Origin of the sequence: Arthrobacter ruber, from assembly GCF_002954225.1 — a bacterium.
In the GTDB taxonomy this organism is placed as follows: domain Bacteria; phylum Actinomycetota; class Actinomycetes; order Actinomycetales; family Micrococcaceae; genus Arthrobacter_D; species Arthrobacter_D ruber.
Window position 1 is genome coordinate 183,122 of the sequence record NZ_PPTH01000018.1, and the last position, 26,663, is coordinate 209,784.

Genomic DNA, 26,663 nt, shown 5'->3' on the forward strand with positions numbered 1-26,663 from the left:
CCCAGCCACCGCGTCCAAGCGCCATCGTGGCGGGAGTTCGACGGCGGACAGCGCCGGCAGGCATGCCCGCGGTCCCCGTCAGAGCATCATGTCCCGCAGTGCGGCGATGCTCATCATGGGTGTCTTCACCCTGTACTTCCTGACCCCCATCTGGTGGCTGCTCACCACGTCCACCAAGACGGGCGGCGAGATCACGTCCACCGCTCCCCTGTGGTTCACGGGCAACTCCGCCGGGACCTTCTTCGCCAACCTCGGGCGCCTGTTCAGCTACGGCGACGGGCTGTTCGGCCGCTGGCTGCTCAACTCCGCCCTCTACGCGGGTGTCGGCGCCCTGATCGGCACGATCATCGCGGCGATGTGCGGGTACGCCCTCGCCAAGTACGAGTTCCGGGGGCGCGAGGCGATCTTCAACATCGTGCTCAGCGGGGTCCTCGTGCCCGCCACGGCGCTGGCTCTCCCCCTGTTCCTCATCTTCAGCCGCGTGGATCTGACCAACACCATGTGGGCCGTGTTCCTGCCGAGCCTCGTCAGCCCGTTCGGCGTGTACCTGGCCCGTATCTACGCCGCAGCCAGCGTGCCCAACGAACTGCTCGAAGCGGCCCGCCTGGACGGCTCGGGTGAGATCCGCACGTTCTTCACGGTGTCCACGCGCCTCATGGCGCCGGCCCTCGTCACGATCTTCCTCTTCCAGTTCGTGGCGATCTGGAACAACTTCTTCCTGCCCCTGATCATGCTCCGCGACCAGGTGCTCTTCCCCGTGACGCTGGGCCTGTACGCCTGGAACAGCCAGATCAGCCAGATCCCCGAGCTGCGCTCCCTCGTGATCGTCGGCGCGCTCGTCTCGATCCTCCCGCTGATCATCGCCTTCCTCGCACTCCAGCGTTTCTGGAGCAGCGGCCTCGGCGCAGGCGGCGTCAAGTAGCACCCCAGTCTCCCGACCAGCACCACAGGTGCACGGGCGACCGCCCCTGCACCGCACTACCACCGATAGGAAAGACAATGCGCGCGCATTACGGAAAAGTCACCGCGGCCTTTGCCATGATCTCTGCGCTGGCTCTCTCCGGCTGTTCAGCCGGCGGAGACAGCACCGAGGCAGGAGCCGAAGCGGCTCCCTGCGAGGCCTCCGAGGGCCCTGTCACCCTGAACTTCACCACGTGGGTCCCCGGCATGGACGAGGTCGTCAAGCTGTGGAACGCCGAGAACCCCGAGATCCAGGTCGAGGTGCAGACCGGCCCCAACGGCAACTCGGGGACCTACCAGAACTTCTTCAACCAGATCCAGGCCGGCAACGCACCCGACCTCGGCCAGATCGAGTACGACGCGCTGCCGAACTTCCGTGTCCAGGACGGACTGGAGAACATCGCAGCGTGCGAGGGCGTCGCCGACGCGCAGGACAAGTTCGTCGACTGGACCTGGGGCCAGGTGACCTTCGGCGAGGAGGGCTCCGTCTACGCCGTCCCCCAAGACAGCGGCCCCATGGCCATGTACTACCGCGCCGACCTCTTCGAGGCCGCCGGCATCGAGGTCCCCACCACCTGGGAGGAGTACGCCGCGGCAGCCGAGCAGATCAAGGCGCAGGGCTCCTACATCACCAACTTCCCGAAGCAGGACGTCAACTGGTTCGCCGGCATGGTCTGGCAGAACGGCGGCCAGTGGTTCGCGAACGACGGCGAGAGCTGGGACGTCAACCTGACGAGCCCCGAGTCCGAGGAGGTCGCCACCTACTGGCAGGACCTGCTCTCCAAGGACCTCGTCTCCACGCTGCCGTCCTTCTCGGACGAGTGGAACGCGTCTTTCAACCAGGGCCAGCAGTGGACCTGGGTGTCCGCCGTGTGGGGCGCGACCACCCTCTCCGACGGGGCTCCCGACACCGCCGGCAAGTGGGCCGTCGCCCCGATGCCGCAGTGGGAGGACGGCGGGGAGACCGCCGGTAACTGGGGCGGTTCGTCCACGGCGGTCCTGAAGGGCTCCGAGCACCCGGCCGAGGCCGCGAAGTTCGCGCTGTGGCTCAACACCGATCCCGAAGCCCTCGCGCTCGCCAACGAACTCGGCGGCATCTACCCGGCAGCGAAGTCCGCGACCGAGCTCGAAGCCTTCGCCGGCGGCGTCGACTACTACGGCGGACAGAAGATCTACGAGGTCTTCGCCGACGCGTCCTCGAACGTGGACCCGAACTTCACCTGGGGCCCCACGATGACGCAGACCTACACGGACGTCTCGGACGGGTTCGGTGCAGCCATCGGCGGCTCCGGCACCCTCATGGACGCCCTCGAGAACGGGCAGCAGAAGACGATCGACTCCCTGAAGTCGCAGTCCATCCCCGTCTCGGAGTAGTCCCCGGCGGCTCCCGCAGCAGTATCCACGAAGCGCCGCGTCCCGGAAGGGGCGTGGCGCTTCGCGCATCCCGGCCCGGGCCGCCCGCGCCGTCATCCGGCGCAGACTCCGGACCGTCGACGACCTTGGACGCTCGACACGCTGGAATAGGCTTGCCGGATGAGTTCTCCGCACACCCTGCCCGAGGGTCGATTTCGGGCAGCGCTCGAGTCCGCACGCCGGGAGAGTACTACGGACGCCGATTGGGAGTCGTTCCAGGCACGCTTCGGCGCGGAGTTCCCGCGCCTGCGGTCGCTCTTCCACAGGATCTACGGACCCGGCTCGGACGACGAACTGCTGCAGGTGGTCCTGGACGCGGCCACCTCGTGGCAGGACCGGCCCGCAGATCTGAAGGCCCTCGACGCGGACCGGGCGATGACATCCGACTGGTTCTCCTCCCACCGGATGCTCGGGGGTGTCTGCTATGTGGGCCTGTACGCGGGAAGCCTCGCACGGCTTCGCGAACGCATCCCCTACTTCCGGGAGCTGGGGCTGACGTACCTGCATCTGATGCCGTTGTTCCTGGCGCCGGAGGAGAACTCCGACGGCGGATATGCGGTCTCCAGCTACCGCAACGTGGACCCCGCACTCGGCACCATGGACGAGCTCGCGGACCTCGCCCGGGAGCTGCGCGAGAGCGGTATCGCCCTGGTGGTCGACTTCATCTTCAACCACACCTCCGACGAGCACGAGTGGGCCCGCAGGGCCGTGGCGGGCGATCCCGACTACCGGGACTTCTACTGGATCTACCCCGATCGCGACATGCCCGATGCCTACGAGCGGACGGTGCGGGAGATCTTCCCCGACGACCACCCGGGCTCCTTCGTGCAGCTCGAGGACGGCCGGTGGATCTGGGCCACGTTCCACTCCTTCCAGTGGGACCTCAACTACGGCAACCCGCGGGTGTTCCGCGCCATGGCCGGCGAGATGCTGTACCTGGCGAACCAGGGCGTGGACATCGTTCGGATGGACGCCGTCGCGTTCATCTGGAAGCAGCTGGGCACCACGTGTGAGAGTCTGCCCGAGGCCCACCTGCTGCTGCGGGCGTTCAATGCCGTCTGCCGGCTCGCCGCCCCGTCGCTGCTGTTCAAGTCCGAGGCGATCGTGCACCCCGACGAGGTCGTGCAGTACATCGACCCCGGAGAGTGCCAGCTCAGCTACAACCCCCTGCAGATGGCGCTGATCTGGAACTCCCTGGCCACCCGGGAGGTGTCCCTGCTCGCCCAGGCCCTCGAACGCAGGCATGACATCCCCGAGGGCACCGCGTGGGTGAACTACGTGCGCAGCCACGACGACATCGGGTGGACGTTCTCCGACGAGGACGCCGCGGAGTTCGGCATCGACGGGTACGACCACCGCCGGTTCCTCAACGCCTTCTACGTCGACCGCTTCCCCGGAAGCTTCGCGCGCGGCGTCCCCTTCCAGGACAACCCCCGCACCGGCGACTGCCGGATCTCCGGCACCACGGCCTCACTGGCCGGCCTCGAAGCAGCAGCCATCCCGGGACTCGACCAAGGAGACGACACCTCGGCCGCGGCAGATGGCGCTGCAGACACCGCAGCCGATGCGGCGGTGGCGCGGATCCTCCTGGCGCACTCGATCATCCTCAGTACCGGCGGGATCCCGCTGCTCTACCTCGGCGACGAGGTGGGCCAGCTCAACGACTACTCCTACCTCGACGACCCTGCCAAGGCCGGCGACAGCCGCTGGGTGGGGCGCCCGGTCTACCCCGCCGAGGCCTACGCGCAGCGCAACGACCCGACCACGCACGCCGGTGCGGTCTTCACCGGACTCACCCGCCTGATCCAGGTCCGCAAGCACACCCCGGAATTCGCCGGCGGACGGCTCGTACCCTTCCACACCCGCAACCCGCACGTCCTCGGCTACCAGCGCCCCGGCCGGCCCGACAGCCGGTCGGACAGCCGGTCGGACAGCCGGGAGTCCATCGTCGTCGTGTTCGCGAACTTCGCCGACACGGCGCAGGAGATCACGGCCGAGACGCTGTCCGGGCTGCCGGAGTCGGCACTGGAACTCATCACCGGCGAGCGCGAGTTGCTCCGCCCGGGACTGACGCTCGAGCCGCACGGCGTGCGGTGGTACCGCCTGTAAGCGTTCGAAGGGATGCCGGTGGCTCCCCCCGCCGCGGTGCCGCCAGGCCTGCCGGCCGGAGAACTCCCCCGTCGTGCCGCTAGGCCTGCTGGCGGGAGAACTCCCCCGCGGCGCGTACCTGCTCCGGCGTGGGCCGCACCCCGGTGTAGAGCACGAACTGCTCCTCGGCCTGGAGCGCCACCACCTCGGCACCCGTGATGACGGCTTTGCCCGCCTCCCGGGCAGCCAGGATCAGCGGCGTCTCGGACGGCGAGGCGACGACGTCGAACACCACCTGCGCGGCGTGGATCGCCGCCTGCGGGAAGGCGAGGACGTCGGCGTCCGCGCCGGCCATGCCCAGCGGCGTGACGTTGAGGATCAGGTCCGCCGTCGTGTCCCCCACCTCCTGCTGCCACCCGAAGCCGTACAGGTCGGCGAGCGCCCGACCCGTGCGCTCATTGCGGGCCACGACCGTCACCCGTTCGAAGCCCGAGTCCCGCAGGGCCGCGACCACGGCCTTGGCCATGCCTCCGGAGCCCTGCACGAGGACCGAGTGCGTCGTGGGCACGGCGTGCTCGCGCAGCAGCCGCTCCACCGCGAGGTAGTCGGTGTTGTAGGCGGTGAGGACGCCGTCGTCGTTCACGATGGTGTTGACCGAGTCGATGGCCTTCGCCGACGGGTCGAGGTGGTCCACGAGGGCGATCACGTCCTCCTTGAACGGCATGGAGACGGCGCAGCCCCGGATCCCCAGGCCGCGCAGGCCGGCGATGGCCGAGGGCAGGTCGGTGGTGGTGAAGGCCTTGTAGATGTAGTTCAGCCCCAGTTCCCCGTACAGGTAGTTGTGGAAGCGCGTGCCGATGTTGCTGGGGCGCGCGGCCAGGGAGATGCAGAGCGTCATGTCTTTGTTCAGGATGGGCATCCGGCAATTGTGCCCGTGAGAGGCACGAACAGCCAACGTGACCCAGGACGACCGATCATGCAATCGGCGGTGCATCCTCATTAGACTTGACCTCGGTCCCGCGACGGCGCGCTGCCGAGATACAACGGATTCCACCGCCCACACCGTCCCAGGAGCACGCCCTTGAAGATCGATTTCGCGCAGTCGGCCCAGTCCACCCTCGGCGTCGAGTGGGAATTGGCCCTCGTGGACCGCTACAACGGCGAACTCGTCTCCGTGGCGAACGAGGTACTGCGCGGTGTCAGCGCGAACCACCCCGAGCTGCAGGACGACGACGAGCACCCGCACATCAAGCAGGAGCTCCTGCTGAACACGGTGGAACTCGTCACCGGTGTCTGCACCACGGTCGCTGATGCGAAGGCCGACCTGTCCCGTTCCCTCGCCGCCGTGCGGGAGGTCACGGACCCCATGGGCGTGGAGCTCTTCTGCGCGGGCTCGCACCCCTTCAGCGCCCCGCGCGCCCAGCAGGTCACGGACAAGGACCGGTATGCGAAGCTCATCGACCGCACGCAGTGGTGGGGGCGGCAGATGGTCATCTACGGGGTGCACGTTCACGTGGGACTCGACCACCGGGACAAGGCGCTGCCCGTGGTGGACGGTCTGACCAACTACTTCCCGCATTTCCAGGCACTCTCCGCCTCGTCCCCGTTCTGGGGCGGCGAGGACACGGGGTACGCCTCGCAGCGGGCCCTCATGTTCCAGCAGCTGCCCACCGCCGGGCTGCCGTTCCACTTCGACGACTGGGCCGGCTACGAGTCCTACGTCCAGGACATGTCGACCACCGGCGTCATCGACACCGTCAGCGAGATCCGCTGGGACATCCGCCCGGTGGCGAACCTCGGCACCGTGGAGATGCGTGTCTGCGACGGGCTCTCGACCCTGCAGGACGTCGGCGCCGTCGCGGCACTCACCCAGTGCCTCGTCCACGAGTTCTCGGACACGCTCGACGGCGGCGGCAGCATCCCCACCATGCCGCCGTGGCACATCCAGGAGAACAAGTGGAGGGCAGCCCGCTACGGCATGGAGGCCATCATCATCCTCGACGCGAAGGGCAACGAGCAGCTCGTCACGGAACACCTCGTGGAGGTCCTGAACCGGCTCGAACCGATCGCCGCGAAGCTCGGCTGCAGCAGCGAGCTCGCGGACGTCGAGGGCATCCTGCAGCGCGGCGCCGGGTACCAGCGCCAGCGCAGGATCGCGGAGGAGCACGACGGCGACCTCCGCGCCGTCGTGCTCGACATGGTGCAGCAGCTGCGAGCGTAGGCGCGACCACCTCGGGGCGAGAGGGCCGGCGCCGGCCCGGGGCCGCGGAGGAGGACGACGGCGACCTCCGCGCCGTCGTGCCCGACCAGGTGCAGGAGCCCGCGCAGGCGCTCCCGGGTCAGGAGCCGCCCGTGAAGTGGTCGTCCCGCGTCGGGTTGTCCGCGGAGCCTTCGAGGCCGAGATTCCCGGCGAGTGTCTCCACGGACGGATCGCCATCGGGCACGGCCTGGTTGGAGATGAGGTCCACTTCGTCAGCGGCGGTGAGTGGGCCGTCCTGGATCTGGCCCACGTCGGTCGGGTCGATCCCCTCCGCGCTGCCGAGGTCCTTCAGGTGATGTTCTTCGGTGGGCTGGTCCATGCACCCGAGCGTAGGCCTGCCGGGACCGTCCTGCCGTCGCGGCGCGGACTCGTCCGCGGTCTTGCAGGTGTCCGCAGGGCGGTGTAACGGTCTCCTACCGGGGGTTCCGTCTGCAGGACCGTGACCAGGCGGCGGGACGAGGACGGCGGATCCGGGGCTCAGGCGTCGGTGAGGACCAGGGCGTAGCCGAAGGGCTGCAGCGAGACCTTGCTGACGGCCCGGCCGTCGACGGCGTCCAGGCCCTGAACCTCGACGTCGACGGCCTCGTCCCCGTAGTTGATCACCGTGAGCAACCGCCCGCGCCGGATAGCCTCGACCGTCGGTGGTAGGCCCGGCAGCACCGGCTGCACCTGTGCCGCCCCGAACAGGTGCTGCAATACCTGGCGTGCACCGTCGTCGTCCGGCACCGTAGCCAGATAGTAGGCCGAGCCTGCACCGCGGCGGCGCGCCGTCAGCCCAGGCATGCCGTCCTGACGCCCACCGTCGAAGCCGGCCAGCACCTCGGCGTCGACAGCCTGCACCTCCTCGGCCAGCAAAGACCCAGGGAAGGCGAATCCCCCACCGCTGACCTGGACCTGCTGCTGACCCGGGCCCGATGATGCGGGGGCCACCAGCGCGCCGAAGTCCTCGACGACGACGCCCAGGAGCCGGCGCAGTTGAGTGCCGAACCCGCCGGTCCGGAAGCGGTCGTTGGTATCGACGACGTCGGTGAACGCCGTGACGAGCAGGTGTCCTCCGCCGTCGACGAACCCTGACAGGTTCGCTGCGGCCTGCTCCGTCAGCAGGTAGAGGTGCGGGGCGATGACCGCGCGGTATCGGGAGAGGTCGGCGGTGGGCGGGACGAGGTCCACCTGTACGTGGAGGCGGTGGGCGGCGTCGTACCAGCCCCGCACCAGCGACAGGTAGTCCAGCGAGGTGGGATGGTCGGGGTTCTCGATCGCCCACCAGTTCTCCCAGTCGAGCAGGATCGCGACCCGGGCGGAGCCGTCGTCCGCGGGGAGTGCGGGAAGGTCACCCAACGTCCGGCCGAGCGCCACGACCTCCCGCCAGGTCCGCGTCTCCGTCCCTGCGTGCGGCAGCATCCCGGAATGGAACTTCTCCGAGCCGGCGCGCGACTGGCGCCACTGGAAGAAGAGGATCCCGTCCGCACCGCGGGCCACGGCCTGCAGGCTCTGCGCGGCGAGTTGCCCGGGAGCCTTAGGGGCGTTGCTGGGCCGCCAGTTGACGGCGTTGGACGCCTGCTCCATCAGGAGCCAGGGGGTCCCGGGCTTGAGGGAGCGCATGAGGTCGCCGTGGAACGCGCCCTCACGGAAGCCCTCCGGATCGTTCGGGTCAGGGTAGAGGTCGTCGCTGATCACATCCAGTTCCGCCGCCCACTGCGCATAGTTGACGGGCTTGAACGCCCCCATGAAGTTCGTGGTGATCGGCTGCAGGGCACCGGCCGCACGGATGATGTCCCGCTCCATCCGGTAGCACTCGAACAGCATGTCGGAGGTGAACCGGCGGTAGTCGAGCAGCTGTCCCGGATTGTGGCTGTAGGGCGCGTGCCGCGGCGGGAAGACCTCGGCGAAGGATCCGTAGCGCTGGGACCAGAACATGGTGCCCCACGCGTCATTCAGCGCCTCGACCGATCCGTACCTGTTCTGCAGCCACGAGCGGAAGGCGTCGCGCGCCGCATCCGAGTAGTCGATGTTCAGGTGGCAGCCGTACTCGTTGTTGACGTGCCACAGGACCACGGCCGGATGCTGCGCGTAGCGCTCGGCGATCCTCGTGACGAGGGCCGCGGCCAGCTTCCGGTAGGCGGGCGAGGACGGGGCGTAGTGCTGGCGGCTGCCGTGCCAGTAGGGCGTGCCGTTCTCGTCGGCCGCGAGCATCTCCGGATAGGCGACGGTGGCCCAGGGAGGAGGCGACGCCGTCGCGGTGGCGAGGTCCACCGCGATACCGCCGTCGTGCAGCAGCCCGATGATGCGGTCCAGCCACTCGAAGTCGAACTCGTGCTCGGACGGCTGGATGCGCGCCCAGGAGAAGATGCCGAGGCTCACCATCGTGACACCGGCCTCGCGCATGCGGGCCACGTCCTCCGGCCAGACCTCCTCGGGCCACTGCTCGGGGTTGTAGTCGGCGCCGTAGTGCACGGGATCTCCTGGGTCGGTCGGTCGGTGGGTCGGTGGGGAACGCGTTCAGGAGCGGGAGCGGCGCTCGCGCACCGACGTCGCGAGCGCGGCGAACACCAGGCAGCCGATCCCCGGGACGATGAGCGGCGGAAGCTGCCAGGCGACCATCGCGGTGAGCACGACGGCGACGACGAGCCAGAGGACGCCGCTCGGGTCCTGCTGCGCGTCCCGCAGCCACAGGCGGGCCGCCTCCCGCCAGGAGCGCGTCAGCTGCCAGCGTGCCGTCGTCCCCGCCAGGCATGCCAGCAGCCCGATCAGCAGGACGACGCCGGCCGCCAGGACGAACTGCCCGCCCGGCAGGAGTCCGGAGCCGGCGACGACGATGTCCAGCAGGATCAGTGCCGCGGCGACCGCCACACCGAGCCCGACGAGCCAGCCCGTCCGGAGCGCCGACGTGAAGTCCGTGGTGAACCGTCGGAGGCTGGAGTCCTCTGCCCGCAGGAAGCGGTGCAGGTGCGCCGAGCCGGCCGCAAGGGCCGCGGGGAGCGTGACGAGCCCGAGACCGGCGACGCAGCAGAGCAGACCGACCCAGAGGACCTCCCCGAACAGGGCGAACCTCGCCGTCGCGCCCGGCCAGCGCAGCGTACTGCCGTCGCGGGCGGCGGACTGCCTCCCGCGATCGGCCCCGCCGCGCCGGCGCGGGCTCATCCCTTGAGGCCCTGCGTCGCCACGCCGTCGACGAGGAAGCGCTGGAAGATGATGAAGAACAGCATCACCGGCAGCAGGGCCAGGACGGAGATGGCGATGGTCGCCCCGTAGTCCGAGGTACTCGTCTGGTCGTTGAAGATGCGGAGGGCCAGCGGCAGCGGGTACTTGTCCGGCGAGTTCAGGTACAGGAGCGGGCCGAGGAAGTCGTTCCAGCTCCAGATGAACGCGAAGATCGACGACGTGATGAGGGCGGGCTTGATCAGCGGCAGCGTGATCGAGAAGAAGATCCGAGCGTGCCCGCAGCCGTCGATGCGCGCCGCCTCGTCGAGCTCCCGCGGCAGGTTGCGGATGAACTGCACCATGAGGAAGACGAAGAACGCCTCGGTGGCCAGGAACTTGCCCGCCAGCAGCGGCCAGAAGGTGTCGATCAGGCCGAGGTTCCGGAAGATGACGTACTGCGGGATGATCAGCACGTGGAACGGCAGGAGCAGGGTTCCGATCATGGCTGCGAAGAGGATCTTGCTGCCCCGGAAGTTGATCCTCGAGAACGCGTACGCGGCCATGGACGAGGAGATGACCGTGCCGATCACCGCGCCGATGCCCAGCAGGAGCGAGTTCAGGAAGAACTTCCAGGTGGGGATGCCTGCGATCCCCTGCATGACCTTGACGAAGTTGTCGAAGGTCGGGTTCTCGGGGAGGAAGCCCTGGTTGCTGCCGAACTCGGAGTTGGGCTTCAGCGAGGCCGAGAACATCCACAGGAGCGGGTAGAGCACGATCGCCGTCAGGGCGACGATCGCCACGATCCAGAGGGCGGTGGGCACGTGCCGTCGCAGGGGGCGGCGCCGCGGCCCGGGCCGCAGGTCGTCCGGGTTCCGCGGGACGGGAACGGCGGGGTTCGATTCGATGGTGGTCACTTGGAGTCTCCTGCGTAGTGGACCCAGCTCCTGGAGGTACGGAAGAGGATGAGGGCGAGGACGCCCACGGCGAGCAGCAACACCCAGGCCATCGCCGAGGCGTAGCCCATCTGGTTGTTGGCGAACGCCCGCGTGTAGAGGTACACGGTGTAGAAGTTCGTGGCGCCGCCGGGTCCGCCTGTCCCCGACCCGATGATGTACGCCGAGGCGAAGACCTGGAACGCGTTGATCATCTCGAGCAGCAGGTTGAAGAAGATGACCGGCGAGAGCATGGGCACCGTGACGCTGAGGAACTTGCGCCAGGCCCTGGCGCCGTCGACGGACGCGGCCTCGTACAGCTCGGCCGGGACGCCCTTGAGGCCGGCGAGGAAGATCACCATGGGGGCGCCGAACTGCCAGACGGCCAGCAGGATCATCATGGGCATGATCAGCGAGGGGTTGCCGATCCAGCCGCCGAGGTTGATCCCGAAGAGGTTCAGGGTGCCGTCCACGGGACCGTCGGTGGAGAACATGGCCCGCCAGACGATCGCGATGCTGACACTGGCTCCGATGAGGCTCGGTGCGTAGAACGCCGAGCGGAAGAAGCCGGTGCCCTTCGCCTTGTAGTTCAGGAGCATGGCCACCGCGAGGGCGGCAGCCAGCTTGATGGGCGTGCCCACCAGGACGTAGATCAGGGTGATCCTGACCGATCCCCAGAACTTCTCGTCCTCGGCCATGCGCCCCAGGTTCTCCAGTCCGGTCCATTCCGGGGCGGTGAAGAGGTTGTAGTCCGTGAACGCCAGGTACAGCGAGGCGAGCATGGGCCCGAGCGTGAGGCCGATGAAGCCCAGCAGCCAGGGCGAGAGGAAGACGTAGCCCGCGAGCGAGTCCCGGTTACGGGGACGGCGGGGCCGTGACGCGCCCGCCCGGCGGCTGCCCGCCGGGTGGGCGCCGGATTCAGCGCTGCGTTGTGTTGACGGCGCGTGCGCCGAGTCCGTGGTCACGGTCAAACTCCTTCGTCTGGTCAGCTGCCGAGCGTCACGGCGGCTTCGTCGAAGAACTGCTTGGCCGCCTCCTCGGGGGTCACGGTACCGAGACCGATCGACTTGCCGAGGTCCCAGAAGGTCTGCTCGATCGCGCCGAAGCCGGCCACGGGTGCCGCCGGGGCCTCACCCAGGCGGTCGGAGATGGAGTCGAGGTAGTCCTGGACGGCCTTGTCTGGTCCCTGGAGATCGGCGCCCTCGAGCTGGGTCTCGGATGCAGGGATGCCGAGGGTGGCACCGAAGATCCCGCCGACCTCGGGGCTGTTGATCAGGAAGTCGACGAACGCCGCCGCCGCCTCGGGGTGCTCGGTCGAGGCGGAGGCCGCCTGCATGAGTCCCACCTTGCGGTAGAGGTCCTTCTCGTCAGGGTTGCTCGTCGGAGGAGCGACGATGGTGATCTCCTCGGCACCGGAGTCACCCAGGTAACCGCCGAGGAAGTTGCTCCAGCTCATCTCGCTGGTGGTCAGGTTGGCGCCGAAGCCGGAGACGGGGCTGATCTCCTCGAGCTTGCTCTGCGGCACGGTGACCTTGTCGCGGTTCGCCTCGCCTTCCTTCCAGTGGTCGGCGAGCTCCTCCTGCGTGAAGTTCAGCTCGCCCTCCTCGGTGAACAGCTGGCGGCCGTCCTGGCGCAGCTTCAGTTCCAGGTCCTGGATCCGCTGCGTGGTGTCGGTGCCGCCGTAGACGGTGCCGCCCGTGGCGTCGGTGACGGACGCCATGTAGGTGTTGTACTCCTCCCAGCTCGTCCCGCCCGCATAGGGCTCGACGCCGGTATCTGCGAGCAGGCCGGGGTTCTGGAAGACGGACCATGCGCTGTAGCCCGTGGGAATGGCGAAGGTGCCGTCCTCGAGCTTGCCGGTGGCCAGCAGGCTCTCCTCGATGGCGTCGGTGGTGATGCCGTTGCCGAAGTACTCCTCGAGGTTCAGGAGCAGGCCGTTGTCGCCGTACTGGCGCAGGTAGGTGTAGTCGAACTGCATGACGTCGGGGAGCCCGCCGCCGGCCGCCTCGGTCTGCCGCTTCTCCCAGTAGGAGGGGTAGTCCGTGAACGTGTCGTTGATCGTGATGTTCGGGAACTTCGCCTCGAACGCCTCGATGGCCTTGTCGTAGCGGGCGGCGCGGTCGTCGTTGCCCCAGAACGTGTAGTTGAGCGTGATCTGCTCTTCGGTGTCGAGGGCTGCGGGTTCGTTCCCGCCACCGCCACAACCGGTCAGGGCGAGCCCTGTAGCGGCCAGGGCTGCAACGCCCGTCAGGGTGCGCCGTGAGAGTATGCGGAACATCTTTGTCCTCCTGGAAAACATCTTTGTCGCCGTCGTGGGACGCCCTTGGGAAAGCGTTATCCCAAAGGGTAGGTTGAATCGTATCAATGGTCAACAGCCCGGTCGCCACCGGCGGGTCCGCGCTCCATTTTCCCCTACCGCCGCCCTGAGAGGATCCACGCGTGACTCACTTCGACCTTCCACTGCCCGAACTGCGCGAGTACCGCCCCGAGCGGAACGAACCTGCCGACTACGACGCGTTCTGGGACCGGACGCTGTCCGCACAGCGGGCGCACGTCATCGCCCCCTCCTTCCAGGAGGTCGACGCGGGCTACTCCCAGCTGGTGACGGAGGACGTCACCTTCGCCGGATACGACGGACACCCGATCAAGGCCTGGATGCTCAGGCCCCGGCACCTCACAGGCCCCCTGCCGGCCGTCGTCACGTTCATCGGCTACGGAGGCGGACGCGGCCTGCTCGGTGAGTGGACAGCCCTGCCCAGCGCCGGCTACGCGCACTTCGTCATGGACCTCCGCGGGCAGGGCTCGGGGCACCGCGTGGGCGACACAGCCGACGGCGCCCTCAGTGGTCCGCACCACGGAGGCTTCATGACCCTCGGCATCGGAAGCCCGGAGACCTACTACTACCGCCGGCTCTTCATCGATGCCGTCCACGCCGTCGAGGCCGCGCAGGCGCATCCGGGCGTCGATCCTTCCCGGGTGGTCATCTCCGGCGGCAGTCAGGGCGGAGGCATCACCCTCGCCGCGGCGGCCCTCACCCAGCGGGTCAACGGCACGCCGCCGGTCGGCGCCATCGTCGATGTGCCGTTCCTGGCCCACATGCGCCGTGCCACCGAGATCGTCGACACGGCACCGTACTCGGAGATCGCGCGATTCCTCGGCACGCGGCGGAACGACGTCGATGCCGTCTTCAGGACGCTCAGCTACTTCGACGGCGTGAACTTCGCATCCCGCACCACCATGCCCGCACTGTTCTCCGTGGGTCTCATGGACGACGTGTGCCCCCCGTCGTGCGTCTTCGCAGCCCACAACCACTATGCGGGGCCGGCGCGGATGAAGGTGTATCCCTACAACGGTCACGAGCAGGGCGGGGCCTTCCAGGACGCCGAACACCTGGCCTTCATCCGGGAGCTCGTCGGCACCTGAGTCCCGCGGTGGACGGAGCCTGCAGGCCCGGGTCTGCAGGCTCCGACCAGGCTGGCGAGGCTCTGCCGTCCTGTCCCGGCGGGATTCACCGCCCCTGGCCCGCCCGGTCCTGGAACCAGCGGATCAGCTCGCGCAGGGCGGCGAGCGAGCGCTGCGGGTCGCCGTCACCCTCGCCGTCGTCCATGACGTCGGAGAACGTGGCGCGGTACCCGGGGATGTCGTCCGGGTGCGAATCGGCGGCCGGTTCGAAGGCCATGGTCCACTCGGGGAACTGCCGTTCGTCCACGGTCTCCTGCAGGAGGATCCGGACGTCCAGGTGGCGGGGGTCTGCGGCGATGACCGACATGCGTTCGCGCAGCAGCTGGGCGGGACCCTCGAGGACCTGGAGAAACCGCCCGCTACGGTACAGCAGCATCCCCGTCAGGTGCGTGCGGGCGTTGTTCTCCCTGCTGGTGTCCAGCAGCGAGCTCAGCTCCTCGTCCGTGAACGGGTGGTCCGCGGTGCTCGAGTAGACGATGGACAGCAGATCGTTGGGGAGGTTGCTCACCCCTTCAATCTACCCAAGATGCGGGGCCCGGACCCGCGGCTCCTCGCGCACTAAGCCGGCAGGACCGCACGCCCGTCCGCGTGCGATCCTGCCGGCTGCCGGATCACTGCAGCGCCGTAAGGATCTCCCTCGCCTGGTAGTCGAGTGCGGCCCGGGCGCCGTCCGTCACCGTGCCCGGCTTCTTCTGCGCGAGCCGTTCCACGAACTTGCCCATGGCCCTGGCCGCCTGATCGGCCCGGTCCCGCTCCACGGCACGCTGCGCCTGGTCGAGCGAGGCCCGCAGCTGCTGCACGGCCGGCCCGGACACACCACCGGAGGCCACCAGCTGCTCGAAGTGCCGCTGGAGGGCAGGGAGTGCGCCCGGGAGGAAGGCGGAGGGTACCGGGACGTCCGTGAAGTCGGTGTCCGAGGCCAGATAGAACCCCGGGTACGCGGGCTGGTTGTAGGACGTGTTCTGGCGGGCGATCTCCGCGCGGTACTGGGGATCGTGCATCAGGGTGTAGAGCTTCCGGTCCGTCACCTCGGTGCTGGTGAAGATGCGGATGGCCGAGCTGTCCGCGGTGCGGACCAGCAGCTCCTCCCGCCAGTCGCCGAGGACGTCGGCCACTAGCGACGGGTTGCCCTTGGTGCCGTTGTTCGTGCGGGTGCCGGTCGCCGTCAGCAGTCGCCCTCGCCTCGCATCGTCGATGGTGGGAGTCTGCTCGCCGGCGCCGTTCACGAGCTGCGTGGTGCCGTCCGCCGCCCAGCGAATGCTCATGTTGGTCCCGTAGCCACTGCCCGGCAGCACGGCGCCGGAGGCCGAACGCAGGCCCACGGCCCAGTTCTCGATCCCGCGCACGGTCGGATCGACGTCACCGATCATGCCGCGGCCGGTGTCCCTGCCCGTGTAGCCGCCGAAGAGCACCTTACCGTCGGCGGCGTTCCTCATGGCCCATCCGTAGGGTGCGCCGGTGGCACCCTCGTGGACCGAGAAGATCTCGAGGCCGGGACGGTCGGGGTCGATGTCCGTCACGTGGATGGCGTCGCCGTGGCCGAGCTTGGCCTCCGTACCCGGTGCCGAGCTTCCGACGGGGAGCGTGTCGAAGGAGCTGTAGAGGAGGGACCCGTCGTCGTCGATCGTGGCACTGCCGTACACGATCTCCTGGCGGCCGTCGCCGTCCACGTCGGCGGCGCTGAGCGAGTGGAAGCCCTGCCCCGCCAGGGCACCGAACTCCTCGCTGCTGCCGGTGCCACCGTGCGGGCCGTCGTTGAACGGGTTGGACATGGGGACGTGCCCGGAATCGACCGTCCAGTCCTGCGTCAGCCGCTCGCCGTCCCAGGTGTAGGCGACGATGTTGGCCCGGGTGTAGTAGCCCCGGGCGAAGACGGCGGACGGGTGCTCCCCGTCGAGATAAGCGACGCCGGCGAGGAAGCGGTCCACCCTGTTGCCCGGCTCGATACGCGACATGGCGTAGTCGCCCCAGAGCAGCCCGTCGTCTCCGCGGCCCGGCTCGTAGGGGACGGTCCCGAGTTCCGCTCCCGTGGCTCCCTCGAACACGGTCAGGTACTCGGGTCCGCTCAGGATGAAGCCCTCGAAGGCGCGGAGATTGTTGCGGGCGCTACGCGAAGGCGCGTAGACGTCCATGAAGTAGTCCGCCATCGCGCGGGCGTCGGCGTCGGACAGCGGGTATTTGTAGCGCTGCTCTGTGCCGAAGGCCTCCTCGAGGGTTGCGGGCCAGTTGCCGGCGGCGACCTCGGGATGATCCTGCCACCCCTTGAAGAGCTCGACGACGTGCTCGTAGTAGCCGGCCGCGCTGAGCCGGTAGTCGTCGCCGTTGTCGGTGCCTGCGGCGACGTCGGCCGCGGGCAGCGTCACGTACCTCTCGTCGAGGATCTCGCCGCTCGGGCCGTAGGTCGTGGTCTTCGTTCCCGGAGCGGTCTTGAGCATCATCTCGGACCGGCCGTCGCCGTCGAAGTCCGACACCATGAACTGGGTGTAGTGCGCGCCCGAGCGGATGTTCACACCGAGATCGATCCTGCTCAGCAGGCGCCCCTCGGCGGTGTAGGTGTCGATATAGGTGTTGCCCGTGTAGCCCACCTGCGAGACGTCCTTCGCGTTGGACGGATCCCATTTCACGAAGTACTCGTACGACCCGTCGCCGTCGACGTCACCGACACTCATGTCGCTCGCCGAATAGGTGTAGGCCTCTCCGGTCGGTGTCACGCCGCCCGCGGGCTTCACCAGCGGCAGGTCCCTGGACGCCTGCGCCCAGGGTGTGACCTCGATGCTCCGCTCCACCTCCACCCCGTCGACGACGGCTCCCACGCTGTACCGCGCACCCGTTCCGGCGGCACCCGTCGCGGCCGCGTCGAGGTAGTTGGTGCTGTCGGTGACGGTGGCGATCGCTACGCCGTCACGGTAGACCGTGAAGTCGGTCCCGGTGAGGCCGTCGGTGGTCGCGCCCGTCGCCTCCGTGGCCTTCAGTCGCCAGCTGAGGAAGACGCCCTGGGGGGTCGCTGCGGCGACGAGTCCGCGGTCCAGGTACTCGAGCTGCACTCCCCCGATCGTCCCCCGCTGCGCCGGGCCCTGGTCCGGCCCCTGGGCCATGGCAGGGACGGCCAGACCGCCCACGGTGAGGAGAGTGCTCGTGGCGAGCGCCACGCATGCCGAGACCGCTGTTCTCTGAGTCGAACTCATCATTGAATCCTTCGTTTGGAAAACGCTTTCCTTAACAAACTATGAGGGGGTACCCGGTTCGTCAAGGGAAACGGAGAAGGGAGCAGCCGGAGCTGCTCCCTTCTTCGCGATGAGTCCGCGACGCGTCCTCGGTGCGTCGGCTACACCCGGCCGTGCCCCGGTGCGTGCTGTGCGACCAGGTCCCGCACCGGCCCGTACAGCGGGTGCTCCGGTTCCAGGCCCGTGATCGACGTCGTCGCCTCGCCGGGTTCCCGGGTCGCCATGATCTCGGCCAGCGCGCCGACCTCGGCGTCGTCCGGAGCCGAGAAGGACAGCGCTGCCTGCATCGCCTCGAGCAGTGCGGCCGGATGGATGCCCGCTTCGGCCAGCTCGGCGGCCGGTCCCACGAACCTCTCCTTCCGGCTCAGCTTCCGCAGCGGTGCCCTGCCGACACGCACCACGGTGTCCGGCAGGTGCTGGTTCGAGAAGCGCCGCAGGATCTTCTGCACGTAGGCCTCCTGCTCCGCGTCGTCGAACCCGTGCTTGGCGACCAGCAGCCGCTTCGTCTCGTCGAGCACGGCGCCGACCTTCGCCGCGATGCCCTCGTCCGCCATCGCGTCCGCGATCTTGTCGACGCCGGCCGCATAGCCGAAGTAGGCCGCCGCGGCGTGACCGGTGTTCACGGTGAAGAGCTTGCGCTCGATGTAGGGCGCGAGGTCGTCGACGTAGGTCGCTCCGGGGATCTTCGGCGCGTCGCCCTTGAAGGGCGTGCGGTCGATGACCCACTCGAAGAAGGTCTCGACGGTGACGTCCAGTCCCTGGCCCGCGGCCTGGTCGGGCACGATGCGGTCGACGGCTGTGTTGGCGAAGACGGCCCTGGACGCGAGGTCCAGGGAGGGTCCGTCGTACGTCCGCTCGACCTCGGCGCGCAGGATGTCGGTCGCGTTGATGGCGTTCTCGCACGCCATGACCTGCAGCGGCGGAAGGCCGTCCTCGCGTCGGGCGATGGCCCGGGCGATGACGGGTGCGACGAACTTCAGCACGTTCGGCCCCACAGCCGTGGTGACGATCTCCGCCGTCGCGATCTCGGCGATGACGTCGTCCTCGTGCGACGCCGAGTTGAGGGCACGGTAGTTTCCGACCGTCCTCACGGCCGGCTCCTCACCGACCTCGTGGACGTCATAGCTGGGTGTGGAGGCCAGCTGGTCGATCAGGGCGTCCGCGACGTCCGCGAAGACCACCTCGTACCCGGCCTCGTGGAGCAGGAGCCCCACGAAGCCGCGTCCGATGTTGCCGGCACCGAAATGTACTGCCTTCACTACGCATTGACCTTTCCGAAGAGGGCGAGGACCTCGTCCACGGAGGTCGCCTGGTCGAGCTTGGCCACCTGGTCCTTGTCCGAGAAGACGCGGGCGATCGCTGACAGGATGGACAGGTGCTCGTTGTTGACGCCTGCGACGCCGACCACGAACTTCACCTGCTTCCCGTTCCAGTCGATGCCCTCGGGGTAGCGGACGATCGACACCGCGGAGCGCTTGATCAGGTCCTTCGCCGCGTTGGTGCCGTGCGGGATGGCGAGGAAGTTGCCCATGTAGGTGGGCACCGACCTCTCGCGCTCGTGCATGGCGGCGACGTAGCTCACATCGACGGCGCCCCGGTCCACCAGCAGGCGTCCTGCCTCGTCGATGGCGTCCTGCTGCGTGGTGGCCCTGCCGTCGAGGACCACGCTCTGGTGGGCGAGGACATCGGAACCGGCGTTGCCGCTGCCTTCGTCCTCCGCACTCCCAGCGCCCGCGTCGGCCGCTACGGCGGCCGGCATCGGGTTCTTCGGATCGACCCCACCCTCCGCTGCAGCGCTGGCGCGCACCAGCTCGACGATCTCGTCGTAGCGGGGGCTGTTCATGAAGTTGTCGACCGAGACGTGCGTGGCGCTCTGCGTCAGGGGCTCGGCGCGGGCGGCGAGGTCCTGGTGCGTGACGACGACGTCGTAGTCGTCCTTCAGGCTGGCGATGGCGAGGTTGCTGACCTTGACCTCAGGAAAGCCTGCTGCCTTGATCTTGTTGCGGAGCACCGAGGCGCCCATGGCGGAGGATCCCATACCGGCGTCGCAGGCGAAGACGATGTTGCGGATGGGGCCGTCCGTTGCGGACGTGGAGCGGAAATTGCCGGCAACGGAGCTCTTCTTGCCCTTCAGCCCCTCCATCTTGGAGGCAGCGGCGGCGAGATCGCCGTCGTCCTGGTTCTTGCCGGTCTTGAGGATGACCGCGGCGACGAGGAAGGACACGGCCGTGGCGAGCACGACCGACAGACCGACACCGAAGTAGCTGTCACGGGCTGTCTGGGCGAGCACCGCGAGGATGGAGCCCGGCGCGGCCGGTGCGACGAGGCCGGCATTGGTGATGCTCAGGGTTGCGATACCGGTCATGCCGCCGGCGATCGCGGCCAGGATCAGCAGCGGGCGCATCAGCACGTAGGGGAAGTAGATCTCGTGGATACCGCCGACGAAGTGGATGATGGCGGCGCCGGACGCCGAGGCCTTGGCGGCGCCGCGACCGAAGAACATGTAGGCGAGCAGGATGCCGAGGCCCGGGCCCGGGTTGGCTTCGAGCAGGAAGAGCATCGACTTGCCCTGCTCCAGCGACTGCTGGACGCCCAGCGGAGTCAAGACGCCGTGGTTGATGGCGTTGTTGAGGAAGAGCACCTTCGCGGGCTCGATGAAGATGCTGGTCAGCGGCAGCAGGCCGTTGTTGACCAGGAACTGCACCACGTTGCCCGCGGCGGTGCTGAAGGCCTGCACGAGCGGCGCGACACCGTAGAAGCCGAGCAACGCCAGCAGCGCGCCCCAGATCCCGGCGGAGAAGTTGTTGACGAGCATCTCGAAACCGGGCCGGATCTTGCCGTCCCAGATCGCGTCGATCTTCTTCATGGTCCAGCCACCGAGCGGACCCATGATCATGGCGCCGATGAACATGGGGATGCCGGCTCCGACGATGACACCCATCGTCGCGATCGAGCCGACCACGCCACCGCGGACGTCGTAGACCATCCGTCCGCCCGTGTAGGCGATCAGCAGGGGCAGCAGGTACGTGATCATGGGACCTACGAGGCCGGTGTTGGCCACGCCGTCGGTCTCACCGAAGCCGCCGAGCTGCGGTACGGGGAGCCATCCCTTCTCGATGAAGAGCGCCGTGATGAGCCCCCACGCGATGAAGGCGCCGATGTTGGGCATGATCATTCCGGACAGGAACGTCCCGAATTTCTGCACGCGGACCCGGGCGCTGGTGCCGGATCGCGCTTCTACTTGAGTTGCCACATTCTTTCCTTAGCGTCGTTCCGCAACATTGCGGAGGGGTGGACTTGCCGGGAAGCGTCAGCTTCCCGACCGGCTGGAGATGCGCTGGAGCCATTCGAGGAAGAGCTTCAGTTCGGAACTGGAGAGCTGGTCGGGGTGCGAGGACTGCAGAGCGGCGTTGAGTGCTATCGCGGCCACGACCACCGAGGGTGATCCCTCCGTGTCCGTGGTGGGATCGGCCTCGGAATCCGTGGCGACCGCAGAGATCACGGCCTCCCGCGTCATCGCGGAGAGCTCGAGGTTGCGCTTCGCCGCCGGTTCCGCGATCAGCATGAGCGTGACGCCGATGTTGGCGGCGAGGATGCTGCGCGCGGCCTCCCGCGGCGTCACCACGAGGCGGGCCGCCGCGGCTGCCCGCACCAGGACCTCCTCGAGGAAGGCCTCCGCACTGGCCACCATCGATGGCCGGTGCTCAGGGCGGATGTTGCCGAACATGACCAGGTAGAGGTGCGGATGGTCGAGGCCGAACTGCACGTGGTTGTCCCAGTGCATCCGGAGGTCCTCCACCGGTTGTCCCGACGTCGGAAGGTTCCTCTCGGCGTCGAGGTACTCGGAGAAGCCTTCGGCGACGACGGCATCGAAGAGGCCTTCCTTGTCACCGAAGTGGTGATAGAGGGTGGGTGCGGTGACGCGCGCAGCCTGGGTGATCTGCCGCGTCGAGACGGGCTCGCCGTTGGACTCCGCGAGCAGTGCCGCAGCGGCCCGGAGAAGCCGTGTCTTAGGCGGGGGTTCGCCTACCTTCTTCATGGCTGCTACCGTAGCACCTATAGCGGTGTTATATGAACTGAGTCACACGATTTTCCTGCCGGAGGCGGCACAATGGAAGACCGAGACGACTACCGGCAAGGAAGCGAGGACGTTCAATGGTGAATTTCGCAGGAGTCGGAGTAAGTCCCGGGCGCGTGATCGGCCCGGTGCGCCACATGCCTGCCTCGGTCGGCGAACCGCCGGCCGGTGAGCGCCACGACTCCCCCGACGCGCCCGAGCAGGCCGTCGCCGCCCTCAAGGCCGCCTCCAAGGTCGTCCAGGAGGAGCTCAAGCGGAGGGCCGGGATCGCCAGGGGGGACGCCCAGGCCGTCCTGCAGGCGACCTCCCTCATGGCCGCCGATCCGATGCTGCTGAAGTCGGCCACGAAGCTCATCAACAACGGCACCTCCCCTGCCCGTGCCGTATGGGAGGCTGGCGCCTCCGTCGCCGAGATGCTGCACAACCTCGGCGGATACATGGCCGAGCGGACGGCCGACGTGCTCGATGTCCGCTCCCGCATCGTCGCTGAACTGCGGGGACTCCCCGCGCCCGGCATCCCGTCGTCGGACACCCCCTTCATCCTGGTCGCCGAGGATCTCGCCCCGGCCGACACCGCCACCCTCGACCCGGCGATGGTGCTCGCCCTCGTCACGTCCGGCGGCGGTCCGCAGTCGCACACCGCGATCATCGCCCGCTCCCTGGGCCTGCCTGCCGTCGTCGCCGCCTCCGGTGTCGACGACATCAACAGTGGCACCCTCGTCTTCGTGGATGGCGCCGCGGGCACAGTGGCGCTCGATCCGGGGGCCGAGGAGGAGGCGGCGGCGGAGTCCTACCGCGCGGCCGCTGCGGCGCTCACGACGTTCGACGGCGTCGGTGCCACCTCCGACGGGCACGAGGTCCCCCTCCTGGCCAATGTGGGCGGCGCGAAGGATGCCGTGAAGGCCGCCGACGCCGGAGCGCAGGGCGTGGGCCTGCTCCGCACGGAGTTCTGCTTCCTGGGCCGTGACACGGAGCCCACCGCCGAGGAGCAGGTCGAGGCCTACAAGGGCGTCTTCGACGCCTTCCCCGGCAAGAAGGTGGTGGTGCGCACGCTCGACGCCGGCGCCGACAAGCCGTTGCCCTTCCTCACCGACACGACCGAGCCCAACCCCGCCCTCGGCGTGCGCGGCTATCGCACCGACCTCTCGTCCCCGGGCGTCCTCGAACGCCAGCTCGAGGCCATCGCCGACGCCGCTTCGCAGGCCACCGCTGACGTGTGGGTCATGGCCCCGATGATCTCGACCGCCGAGGAGGCCGCGGACTTCGCGAAGCTCTGCAGCAACGCGGGCCTGCAGACCCCGGGTGTCATGGTGGAGGTGCCGTCGGCAGCGCTCATGGCCGAGGCGATCCTCGGCGCCGTGTCGTTCGCGAGCCTCGGCACCAACGACCTCACGCAGTACACCATGGCCGCGGACCGGCAACTGGGGTCCCTGGCCGCGCTCAACAACTCGTGGCAGCCGGCGGTCCTGCGGATGGTCAGGCTGACGGTCGAGGGATCCCTCGCGGAAGGCCACGCCAAGCCCGTGGGCGTGTGCGGCGAGGCTGCGGCGGACCCCGCACTCGCCGTCGTCCTCGTGGGCCTCGGCGTCTCGACCCTGTCGATGACGCCCCGCGCGCTCGCCGGGGTGGGCGCCGTGCTCAACAGCGTGACACTCGCCGAGGCGCAGCGGATCGCGGAGATCGCCGTCGCCGCGCCGACCGCTGCGGAGGCCAGGGCACGCGCCCGGGCCGAACTGCCCGCACTCGAGTCGCTCGGCCTGTAGGGCATCCGGGACCTGACCCGGTGGAGGGACATCCTCCGGGTCAGGTCACGGGCGGGGCCTGAACCTCCGATGGAGGCCGAACACGCGTCGCAGGGGATGCTGCCGCCGCGAAGGCGTCCTCACCGACTGCTTCATCCGCGACCAGGAGCGACCATGCCCAGTCCAGGGTGCCTCCGGCCTCGAGGTACAGCTTCCGGTGGAAGAAGGGGGCGGCACACAGCATGGGCGTGCCGCTGCTCCGGACGAACCACGGGGACCCCTCCCCCGGATTGTCCGCCGCCGGGACCATGAGTACCGACGCATCATCCGACCTCATGCCGAGCCAGGGTCGCGTGCTGCCCATGGCGTCGGCCTCGGTGACGGTCGCCCCGGCGCTGCCCTGCGGATCGCCGGCGCGTGGCGCGACGATTTCGGCGCCGTCGAAGGACGGGGCGAGGCGGAGGAAGAACCCACCGTAGCCGGCGTTCGGCCGTCCCGCCGTCGTCGGGCTGCCGAACGCGAGCGGACCGTCGCCGGTGTTGACCCACCTGCTGCGGACGCTGATCGCCGTCCATTCCACATCGGCCGTCCGGACGGAGCCGGAGATCCAGCTCCTCTCCTCGGTCAGGACGACGGCACCGTCGGCCGCGCGCCAGTCGAGGTGCTGGAGGACTCCGCCCTCCCGTCGCTCGCCGGCACGGACCTGCTGGGAGCCGTTGTTCGGCAGGTGCACGTAGCCGTGCCCCTCGCGGTACGTCGGGCCGCCCCACAGGTTGACCGGCAGGTCCTGGCCCGCGACGTCGATGTTCGAGACGGCGATACCGAGCCCCCAGTGCCACAGGTGGTCGGCGGGGCGGTAGTCGCTCACGGCCAGTCCCCGCGGCGTCAGGACCGGATGCAGGAAGGGCCGCGGTGCGTGCCCCTCGGGCTCGTCGGCGCCGTCGTGGAGGATGCCCGCCGTCCGCCCGTCGGGCGTCAGCAGAGGATGCCGGTCGCTCATGCGGATCGGCGGGGGCGGGCATCGATGATCGGTCCCGCCAGGGAACCTCGCATCCCGGGTCCTGCGAGGTCGGACCGGGAAATCCAGCGGGCGTCCCGTGCCGAGGCGTACATCGCCGAGACGATCTCGAGTGCGCGCGCCGGGTGGCCGACGATCTGCGGCATCCCGTGTCCTCCGAGGAGCGAGGCATAGACCTCGGCGAAGAGCGCATCGTGCCCGCTCGGGACCTCGCGGTCGGGCAGTCTCCAGGACTCCGCGGTCACTGCGTCGACGTGCTCGGCCGGGGTGATCCTCCAGTGCGCGTGCCCGTGTCCGTACAGGTGCTCGAGCTCGATCGTTGCGTTCTCCGTATCGATGCGGAGAAGGCTCGACTGCCGGGGCGCCAGCACCGTCGAGACCACCGAGGCGACGGCGCCGGACTCGAAGACGAGGGATGCGTGGGAGAGGTCCTCGGTCTCGACGTCGTGCTGCAGGCGCCACATCGTGGCATGGACGGCGCTCCACCCGCCCAGCAGGTAGGCGAGCAGGTCGATCTGGTGGCTGCCGTGGCTGAGCGTGGTGCCGCCGCCCTCCGACGCCCAGGTGCCGCGCCACGGCACGGCGAAGTAGTCGGCCGTGCGGTACCAGTGTGTCTGGCAGAGCGCGGCCAGGGGTCGACCCAGCGCGCCGGAGTCCAGCAGCCCCTTCACGTGGGCCGCGGCGGAGCCGGAGCGCTGCTGGAAGACGACGGCCAGACCACGTCCTGCCGTGCGGCCGGCATCCGTCATGAGGTCGAGTTCGGCCAGGCTCAGGGCCGCCGGCTTCTCGACGACCACGTGCGCCCCCCGGGCGAAGGCCGCGACGGTCTGCTCCGCGTGGCCGGCCGGTGGGGTGCAGATATGGAGGACGTCCACCTTCTCCGCCGCGAGCAGATCCTCCAGCGCGGCGTAGCGGCCCTGGATGCCGTAGGTCTCGGCGAAGGCCACCAGCTGCTGCGCGGTAGGATCCGCGGCTGCGACCAGCTCGACGCCGGGGAGATCCCGCAGCGCGGCTGCATGGAGATGCGCGACGCTCCCGGTACCGAGGATCGCCGCCCGGAGCGGCTCCCCCGGCTCGGCAGCGGACCCGGCGGGTGACGCGGACTGGGACACGGTTCCTCCGACTCTGGACGGGAAGGCAGTGGAGGAAACGGTAGCAGAGAAAGCGCTTACCGAAGCCTTGTTCCACTCCTTCGACGCTGACGGACCCGTGCGAGAATGGCCCTTTCCGAAGAAAGTCCAGGGCAAGGCCGGTGGCCGCTGCCCGCACCGTCAGGAGTGGAAGCGATGTCTGCACCGGCCAGCAAGAGCCCTGCGACGCTGCACGACGTGGCGAGGGAGGCGGGCGTGTCGCTCGCGACAGCGTCGAGGTCCCTCAACGGGAGCGCCCGGAAGGTCAACGAGGCGTACCGGGAGCGTGTCGTCGAAGCGGCGCAGCGGCTCGGCTACACGACGAACCTCTTCGCGCAGGCGGTGGCGAAGGGAAGCACCACCACGGTCGCCCTCCTCGTGGCGGACATCGCGGATCCGTATTTCTCCAGCATCGCCGCCGGTGTGATCGATGCGGCGAGCGAGGAGAACCTCGTGGTCACCATCGCCGTGACGGGCCGCAACGCGCAGCGGGAACTGGAGACCGTCAGAGCGCTGCGCGGGCAGCGTCCGCGCGTCATGATCCTCGCCGGTTCGCGGCCGACGGCGTCGGCGTTCCAGGAGGAGCTGCGCGCGGAACTGACAGCCTTCGAGGACACCGGGGGCAAGGCCGCCTTCATCAGCCAGGATGCGCCGCCCTTCGCGACCGTCCTCCTCGACAACCGCAGGGGCGCTCATGACCTCGCGGTGTCCCTGGCCGAACTCGGCTACCGGGATGTGGCGGTCATCGCCGGACCGTCCGAGATCAGGACCGCGGAGGAAAGGCTCGACGGCTTCACTGCGGGGCTGGCTGAACACGGCATCCTGTTGACGCCCGAACGCATCATCCAGGCGGACTTCACGCGCGACGGCGGCTACCGCGGCGCTCAGGAACTCCTGGCGTCGGGACTCGCCGTGGACCTGATCTTCGCCGTCAACGACGTCATGGCCGTGGGCGTCGTCTCTGCCCTGCGCAATGCGGGAGTCGTGCCCGGGGAGGAGATCGGCGTGGCGGGCTACGACGACATCCCGACGGTCCAGGACATCACGCCGGCACTGACCACGGTGCGCATCCCGCTCGAGGATGTGGGGCGTCGCGCCCTCCGGCTCGCCACGGGCTCCGCCTCCAGCGGTGCCGGCACGGAGGCGGGCGACGGGCCGGGGACAATCCCCATGAAGACGATCCTGCGGGAGAGTACCCCGCGCCGGCAGGCCTGA

21 protein-coding genes are annotated in these 26,663 nt (G+C 68.9%); 7 read left to right on the forward strand and 14 right to left on the reverse strand.

Annotated features, from left to right (window positions below):
• The first annotated feature begins 88 nt into the window (after nt 1-88).
• The 3 genes from CI785_RS14690 (at nt 89) to CI785_RS14700 (ending at nt 4,482) form a co-directional block, all read left to right on the forward strand.
• Nucleotides 89-922, forward strand: coding sequence for an ABC transporter permease subunit (locus tag CI785_RS14690; protein WP_105033220.1), 834 nt, complete (start codon nt 89-91; stop codon nt 920-922).
• Between the two features lie 77 nt (nt 923-999).
• On the forward strand, nt 1,000-2,334 hold the full coding sequence (locus CI785_RS14695; RefSeq protein ID WP_105032842.1) for an ABC transporter substrate-binding protein: 1,335 nt from the start codon (nt 1,000-1,002) through the stop codon (nt 2,332-2,334).
• 159 nt (nt 2,335-2,493) lie between these two features.
• Entirely contained in the window at nt 2,494-4,482 is a 1,989-nt protein-coding gene (locus tag CI785_RS14700) for an alpha-amylase family protein (RefSeq protein ID WP_105032843.1), read from the forward strand.
• A 79-nt stretch (nt 4,483-4,561) separates the two neighbouring features.
• On the opposite strand, the gene CI785_RS14705 is transcribed toward CI785_RS14700, so the two are convergent.
• Nucleotides 4,562-5,380: a shikimate 5-dehydrogenase gene (locus CI785_RS14705; RefSeq protein ID WP_105032844.1), complete on the reverse strand. Its 819-nt coding sequence runs from the start codon at nt 5,378-5,380 to the stop codon at nt 4,562-4,564.
• Between the two features lie 162 nt (nt 5,381-5,542).
• Between CI785_RS14705 and CI785_RS14710 the strand changes: the two genes are divergently transcribed.
• Entirely contained in the window at nt 5,543-6,682 is a 1,140-nt protein-coding gene (locus CI785_RS14710; RefSeq protein ID WP_105032845.1) for a glutamate--cysteine ligase, read from the forward strand.
• A 118-nt stretch (nt 6,683-6,800) separates the two neighbouring features.
• Here CI785_RS14710 and CI785_RS14715 read toward each other — a convergent pair whose 3' ends face one another.
• The 6 genes from CI785_RS14715 to CI785_RS14735 form a co-directional block, all read right to left on the reverse strand.
• Entirely contained in the window at nt 6,801-7,040 is a 240-nt protein-coding gene (locus CI785_RS14715; protein WP_105032846.1) for a hypothetical protein, read from the reverse strand.
• A gap of 158 nt (nt 7,041-7,198) precedes the next feature.
• The gene (locus tag CI785_RS14720) at nt 7,199-9,175 is read right to left on the reverse strand and encodes a beta-galactosidase (RefSeq protein ID WP_105032847.1); all 1,977 of its coding nucleotides are present in this window, start codon (nt 9,173-9,175) and stop codon (nt 7,199-7,201) included.
• 45 nt (nt 9,176-9,220) lie between these two features.
• Entirely contained in the window at nt 9,221-9,862 is a 642-nt protein-coding gene (locus CI785_RS14725) for a hypothetical protein (RefSeq protein WP_105032848.1), read from the reverse strand.
• On the reverse strand, nt 9,859-10,767 hold the full coding sequence (locus tag CI785_RS17370) for a carbohydrate ABC transporter permease (protein ID WP_420808263.1): 909 nt from the start codon (nt 10,765-10,767) through the stop codon (nt 9,859-9,861). Before CI785_RS17370 ends, CI785_RS14725 begins: the two co-directional genes overlap by 4 nt.
• Before the next feature lie 5 nt (nt 10,768-10,772).
• The gene (locus CI785_RS17375; protein WP_240615221.1) at nt 10,773-11,759 is read right to left on the reverse strand and encodes a carbohydrate ABC transporter permease; all 987 of its coding nucleotides are present in this window, start codon (nt 11,757-11,759) and stop codon (nt 10,773-10,775) included.
• Between the two features lie 20 nt (nt 11,760-11,779).
• Complete coding sequence (locus CI785_RS14735) at nt 11,780-13,072, reverse strand: ABC transporter substrate-binding protein (protein WP_105032849.1); 1,293 nt, start codon at nt 13,070-13,072, stop codon at nt 11,780-11,782.
• A 161-nt stretch (nt 13,073-13,233) separates the two neighbouring features.
• On the opposite strand from CI785_RS14735, the gene CI785_RS14740 reads away from it, so the two are divergent.
• Nucleotides 13,234-14,217 (forward strand): acetylxylan esterase, encoded by a 984-nt coding sequence (locus tag CI785_RS14740; protein WP_105032850.1) that lies wholly within the window; start codon nt 13,234-13,236, stop codon nt 14,215-14,217.
• An 85-nt stretch (nt 14,218-14,302) separates the two neighbouring features.
• On the opposite strand, the gene CI785_RS14745 is transcribed toward CI785_RS14740, so the two are convergent.
• The 5 genes from CI785_RS14745 to CI785_RS14765 all read right to left on the reverse strand — a co-directional run bounded on the left by CI785_RS14745 (nt 14,303) and on the right by CI785_RS14765 (nt 21,519).
• Complete coding sequence (locus tag CI785_RS14745) at nt 14,303-14,764, reverse strand: BLUF domain-containing protein (protein ID WP_240615222.1); 462 nt, start codon at nt 14,762-14,764, stop codon at nt 14,303-14,305.
• Between the two features lie 103 nt (nt 14,765-14,867).
• On the reverse strand, nt 14,868-17,441 hold the full coding sequence (locus CI785_RS14750; RefSeq protein ID WP_105032851.1) for a rhamnogalacturonan lyase: 2,574 nt from the start codon (nt 17,439-17,441) through the stop codon (nt 14,868-14,870).
• Nucleotides 17,442-17,581: 140 nt separating this feature from the next.
• Entirely contained in the window at nt 17,582-18,739 is a 1,158-nt protein-coding gene (locus CI785_RS14755) for a mannitol-1-phosphate 5-dehydrogenase (RefSeq protein ID WP_105032852.1), read from the reverse strand.
• Nucleotides 18,739-20,655: a PTS mannitol transporter subunit IICBA gene (locus CI785_RS14760; protein WP_420808264.1), complete on the reverse strand. Its 1,917-nt coding sequence runs from the start codon at nt 20,653-20,655 to the stop codon at nt 18,739-18,741. The genes CI785_RS14755 and CI785_RS14760 overlap by 1 nt, the downstream gene beginning before the upstream one ends.
• A 135-nt stretch (nt 20,656-20,790) precedes the next feature.
• A complete protein-coding gene (locus tag CI785_RS14765; RefSeq protein WP_105032854.1) occupies nt 20,791-21,519 on the reverse strand; it encodes a TetR/AcrR family transcriptional regulator in 729 nt (242 codons plus the stop codon).
• A 116-nt stretch (nt 21,520-21,635) separates the two neighbouring features.
• Between CI785_RS14765 and ptsP the strand changes: the two genes are divergently transcribed.
• On the forward strand, nt 21,636-23,321 hold the full coding sequence (ptsP, locus tag CI785_RS14770) for a phosphoenolpyruvate--protein phosphotransferase (protein ID WP_105032855.1): 1,686 nt from the start codon (nt 21,636-21,638) through the stop codon (nt 23,319-23,321).
• A 40-nt stretch (nt 23,322-23,361) separates the two neighbouring features.
• Here the strand turns inward: ptsP and CI785_RS14775 are convergent, their stop codons facing one another.
• Both CI785_RS14775 and CI785_RS14780 read right to left on the reverse strand, forming a co-directional pair.
• Nucleotides 23,362-24,300, reverse strand: coding sequence for a DUF6807 family protein (locus CI785_RS14775; RefSeq protein ID WP_105032856.1), 939 nt, complete (start codon nt 24,298-24,300; stop codon nt 23,362-23,364).
• Nucleotides 24,297-25,430: a Gfo/Idh/MocA family protein gene (locus CI785_RS14780; RefSeq protein ID WP_105032857.1), complete on the reverse strand. Its 1,134-nt coding sequence runs from the start codon at nt 25,428-25,430 to the stop codon at nt 24,297-24,299. Before CI785_RS14780 ends, CI785_RS14775 begins: the two co-directional genes overlap by 4 nt.
• A gap of 174 nt (nt 25,431-25,604) precedes the next feature.
• On the opposite strand from CI785_RS14780, the gene CI785_RS14785 reads away from it, so the two are divergent.
• Complete coding sequence (locus CI785_RS14785; protein ID WP_105032858.1) at nt 25,605-26,663, forward strand: LacI family DNA-binding transcriptional regulator; 1,059 nt, start codon at nt 25,605-25,607, stop codon at nt 26,661-26,663.

Bases quoted from the DNA above. Each gene is read 5' to 3' on its own strand.
- CI785_RS14690 (WP_105033220.1), top strand. From the start codon at position 89: ATGTCCCGCAGTGCGGCGATGCTCATCATGGGTGTCTTCACCCTGTAC.
- CI785_RS14695 (WP_105032842.1), top strand. From the start codon at position 1,000: ATGCGCGCGCATTACGGAAAAGTCACCGCGGCCTTTGCCATGATCTCT.
- CI785_RS14700 (WP_105032843.1), top strand. From the start codon at position 2,494: ATGAGTTCTCCGCACACCCTGCCCGAGGGTCGATTTCGGGCAGCGCTC.
- CI785_RS14705 (WP_105032844.1), bottom strand. From the start codon at position 5,380: ATGCCCATCCTGAACAAAGACATGACGCTCTGCATCTCCCTGGCCGCG.
- CI785_RS14715 (WP_105032846.1), bottom strand. From the start codon at position 7,040: ATGGACCAGCCCACCGAAGAACATCACCTGAAGGACCTCGGCAGCGCG.
- CI785_RS14725 (WP_105032848.1), bottom strand. From the start codon at position 9,862: ATGAGCCCGCGCCGGCGCGGCGGGGCCGATCGCGGGAGGCAGTCCGCC.
- CI785_RS14735 (WP_105032849.1), bottom strand. From the start codon at position 13,072: ATGTTCCGCATACTCTCACGGCGCACCCTGACGGGCGTTGCAGCCCTG.
- CI785_RS14750 (WP_105032851.1), bottom strand. From the start codon at position 17,441: ATGAGTTCGACTCAGAGAACAGCGGTCTCGGCATGCGTGGCGCTCGCC.
- CI785_RS14760 (WP_420808264.1), bottom strand. From the start codon at position 20,655: ATGATCATGCCCAACATCGGCGCCTTCATCGCGTGGGGGCTCATCACG.
- CI785_RS14765 (WP_105032854.1), bottom strand. From the start codon at position 21,519: ATGAAGAAGGTAGGCGAACCCCCGCCTAAGACACGGCTTCTCCGGGCC.
- ptsP (WP_105032855.1), top strand. From the start codon at position 21,636: ATGGTGAATTTCGCAGGAGTCGGAGTAAGTCCCGGGCGCGTGATCGGC.
- CI785_RS14775 (WP_105032856.1), bottom strand. From the start codon at position 24,300: ATGAGCGACCGGCATCCTCTGCTGACGCCCGACGGGCGGACGGCGGGC.
- CI785_RS14785 (WP_105032858.1), top strand. From the start codon at position 25,605: ATGTCTGCACCGGCCAGCAAGAGCCCTGCGACGCTGCACGACGTGGCG.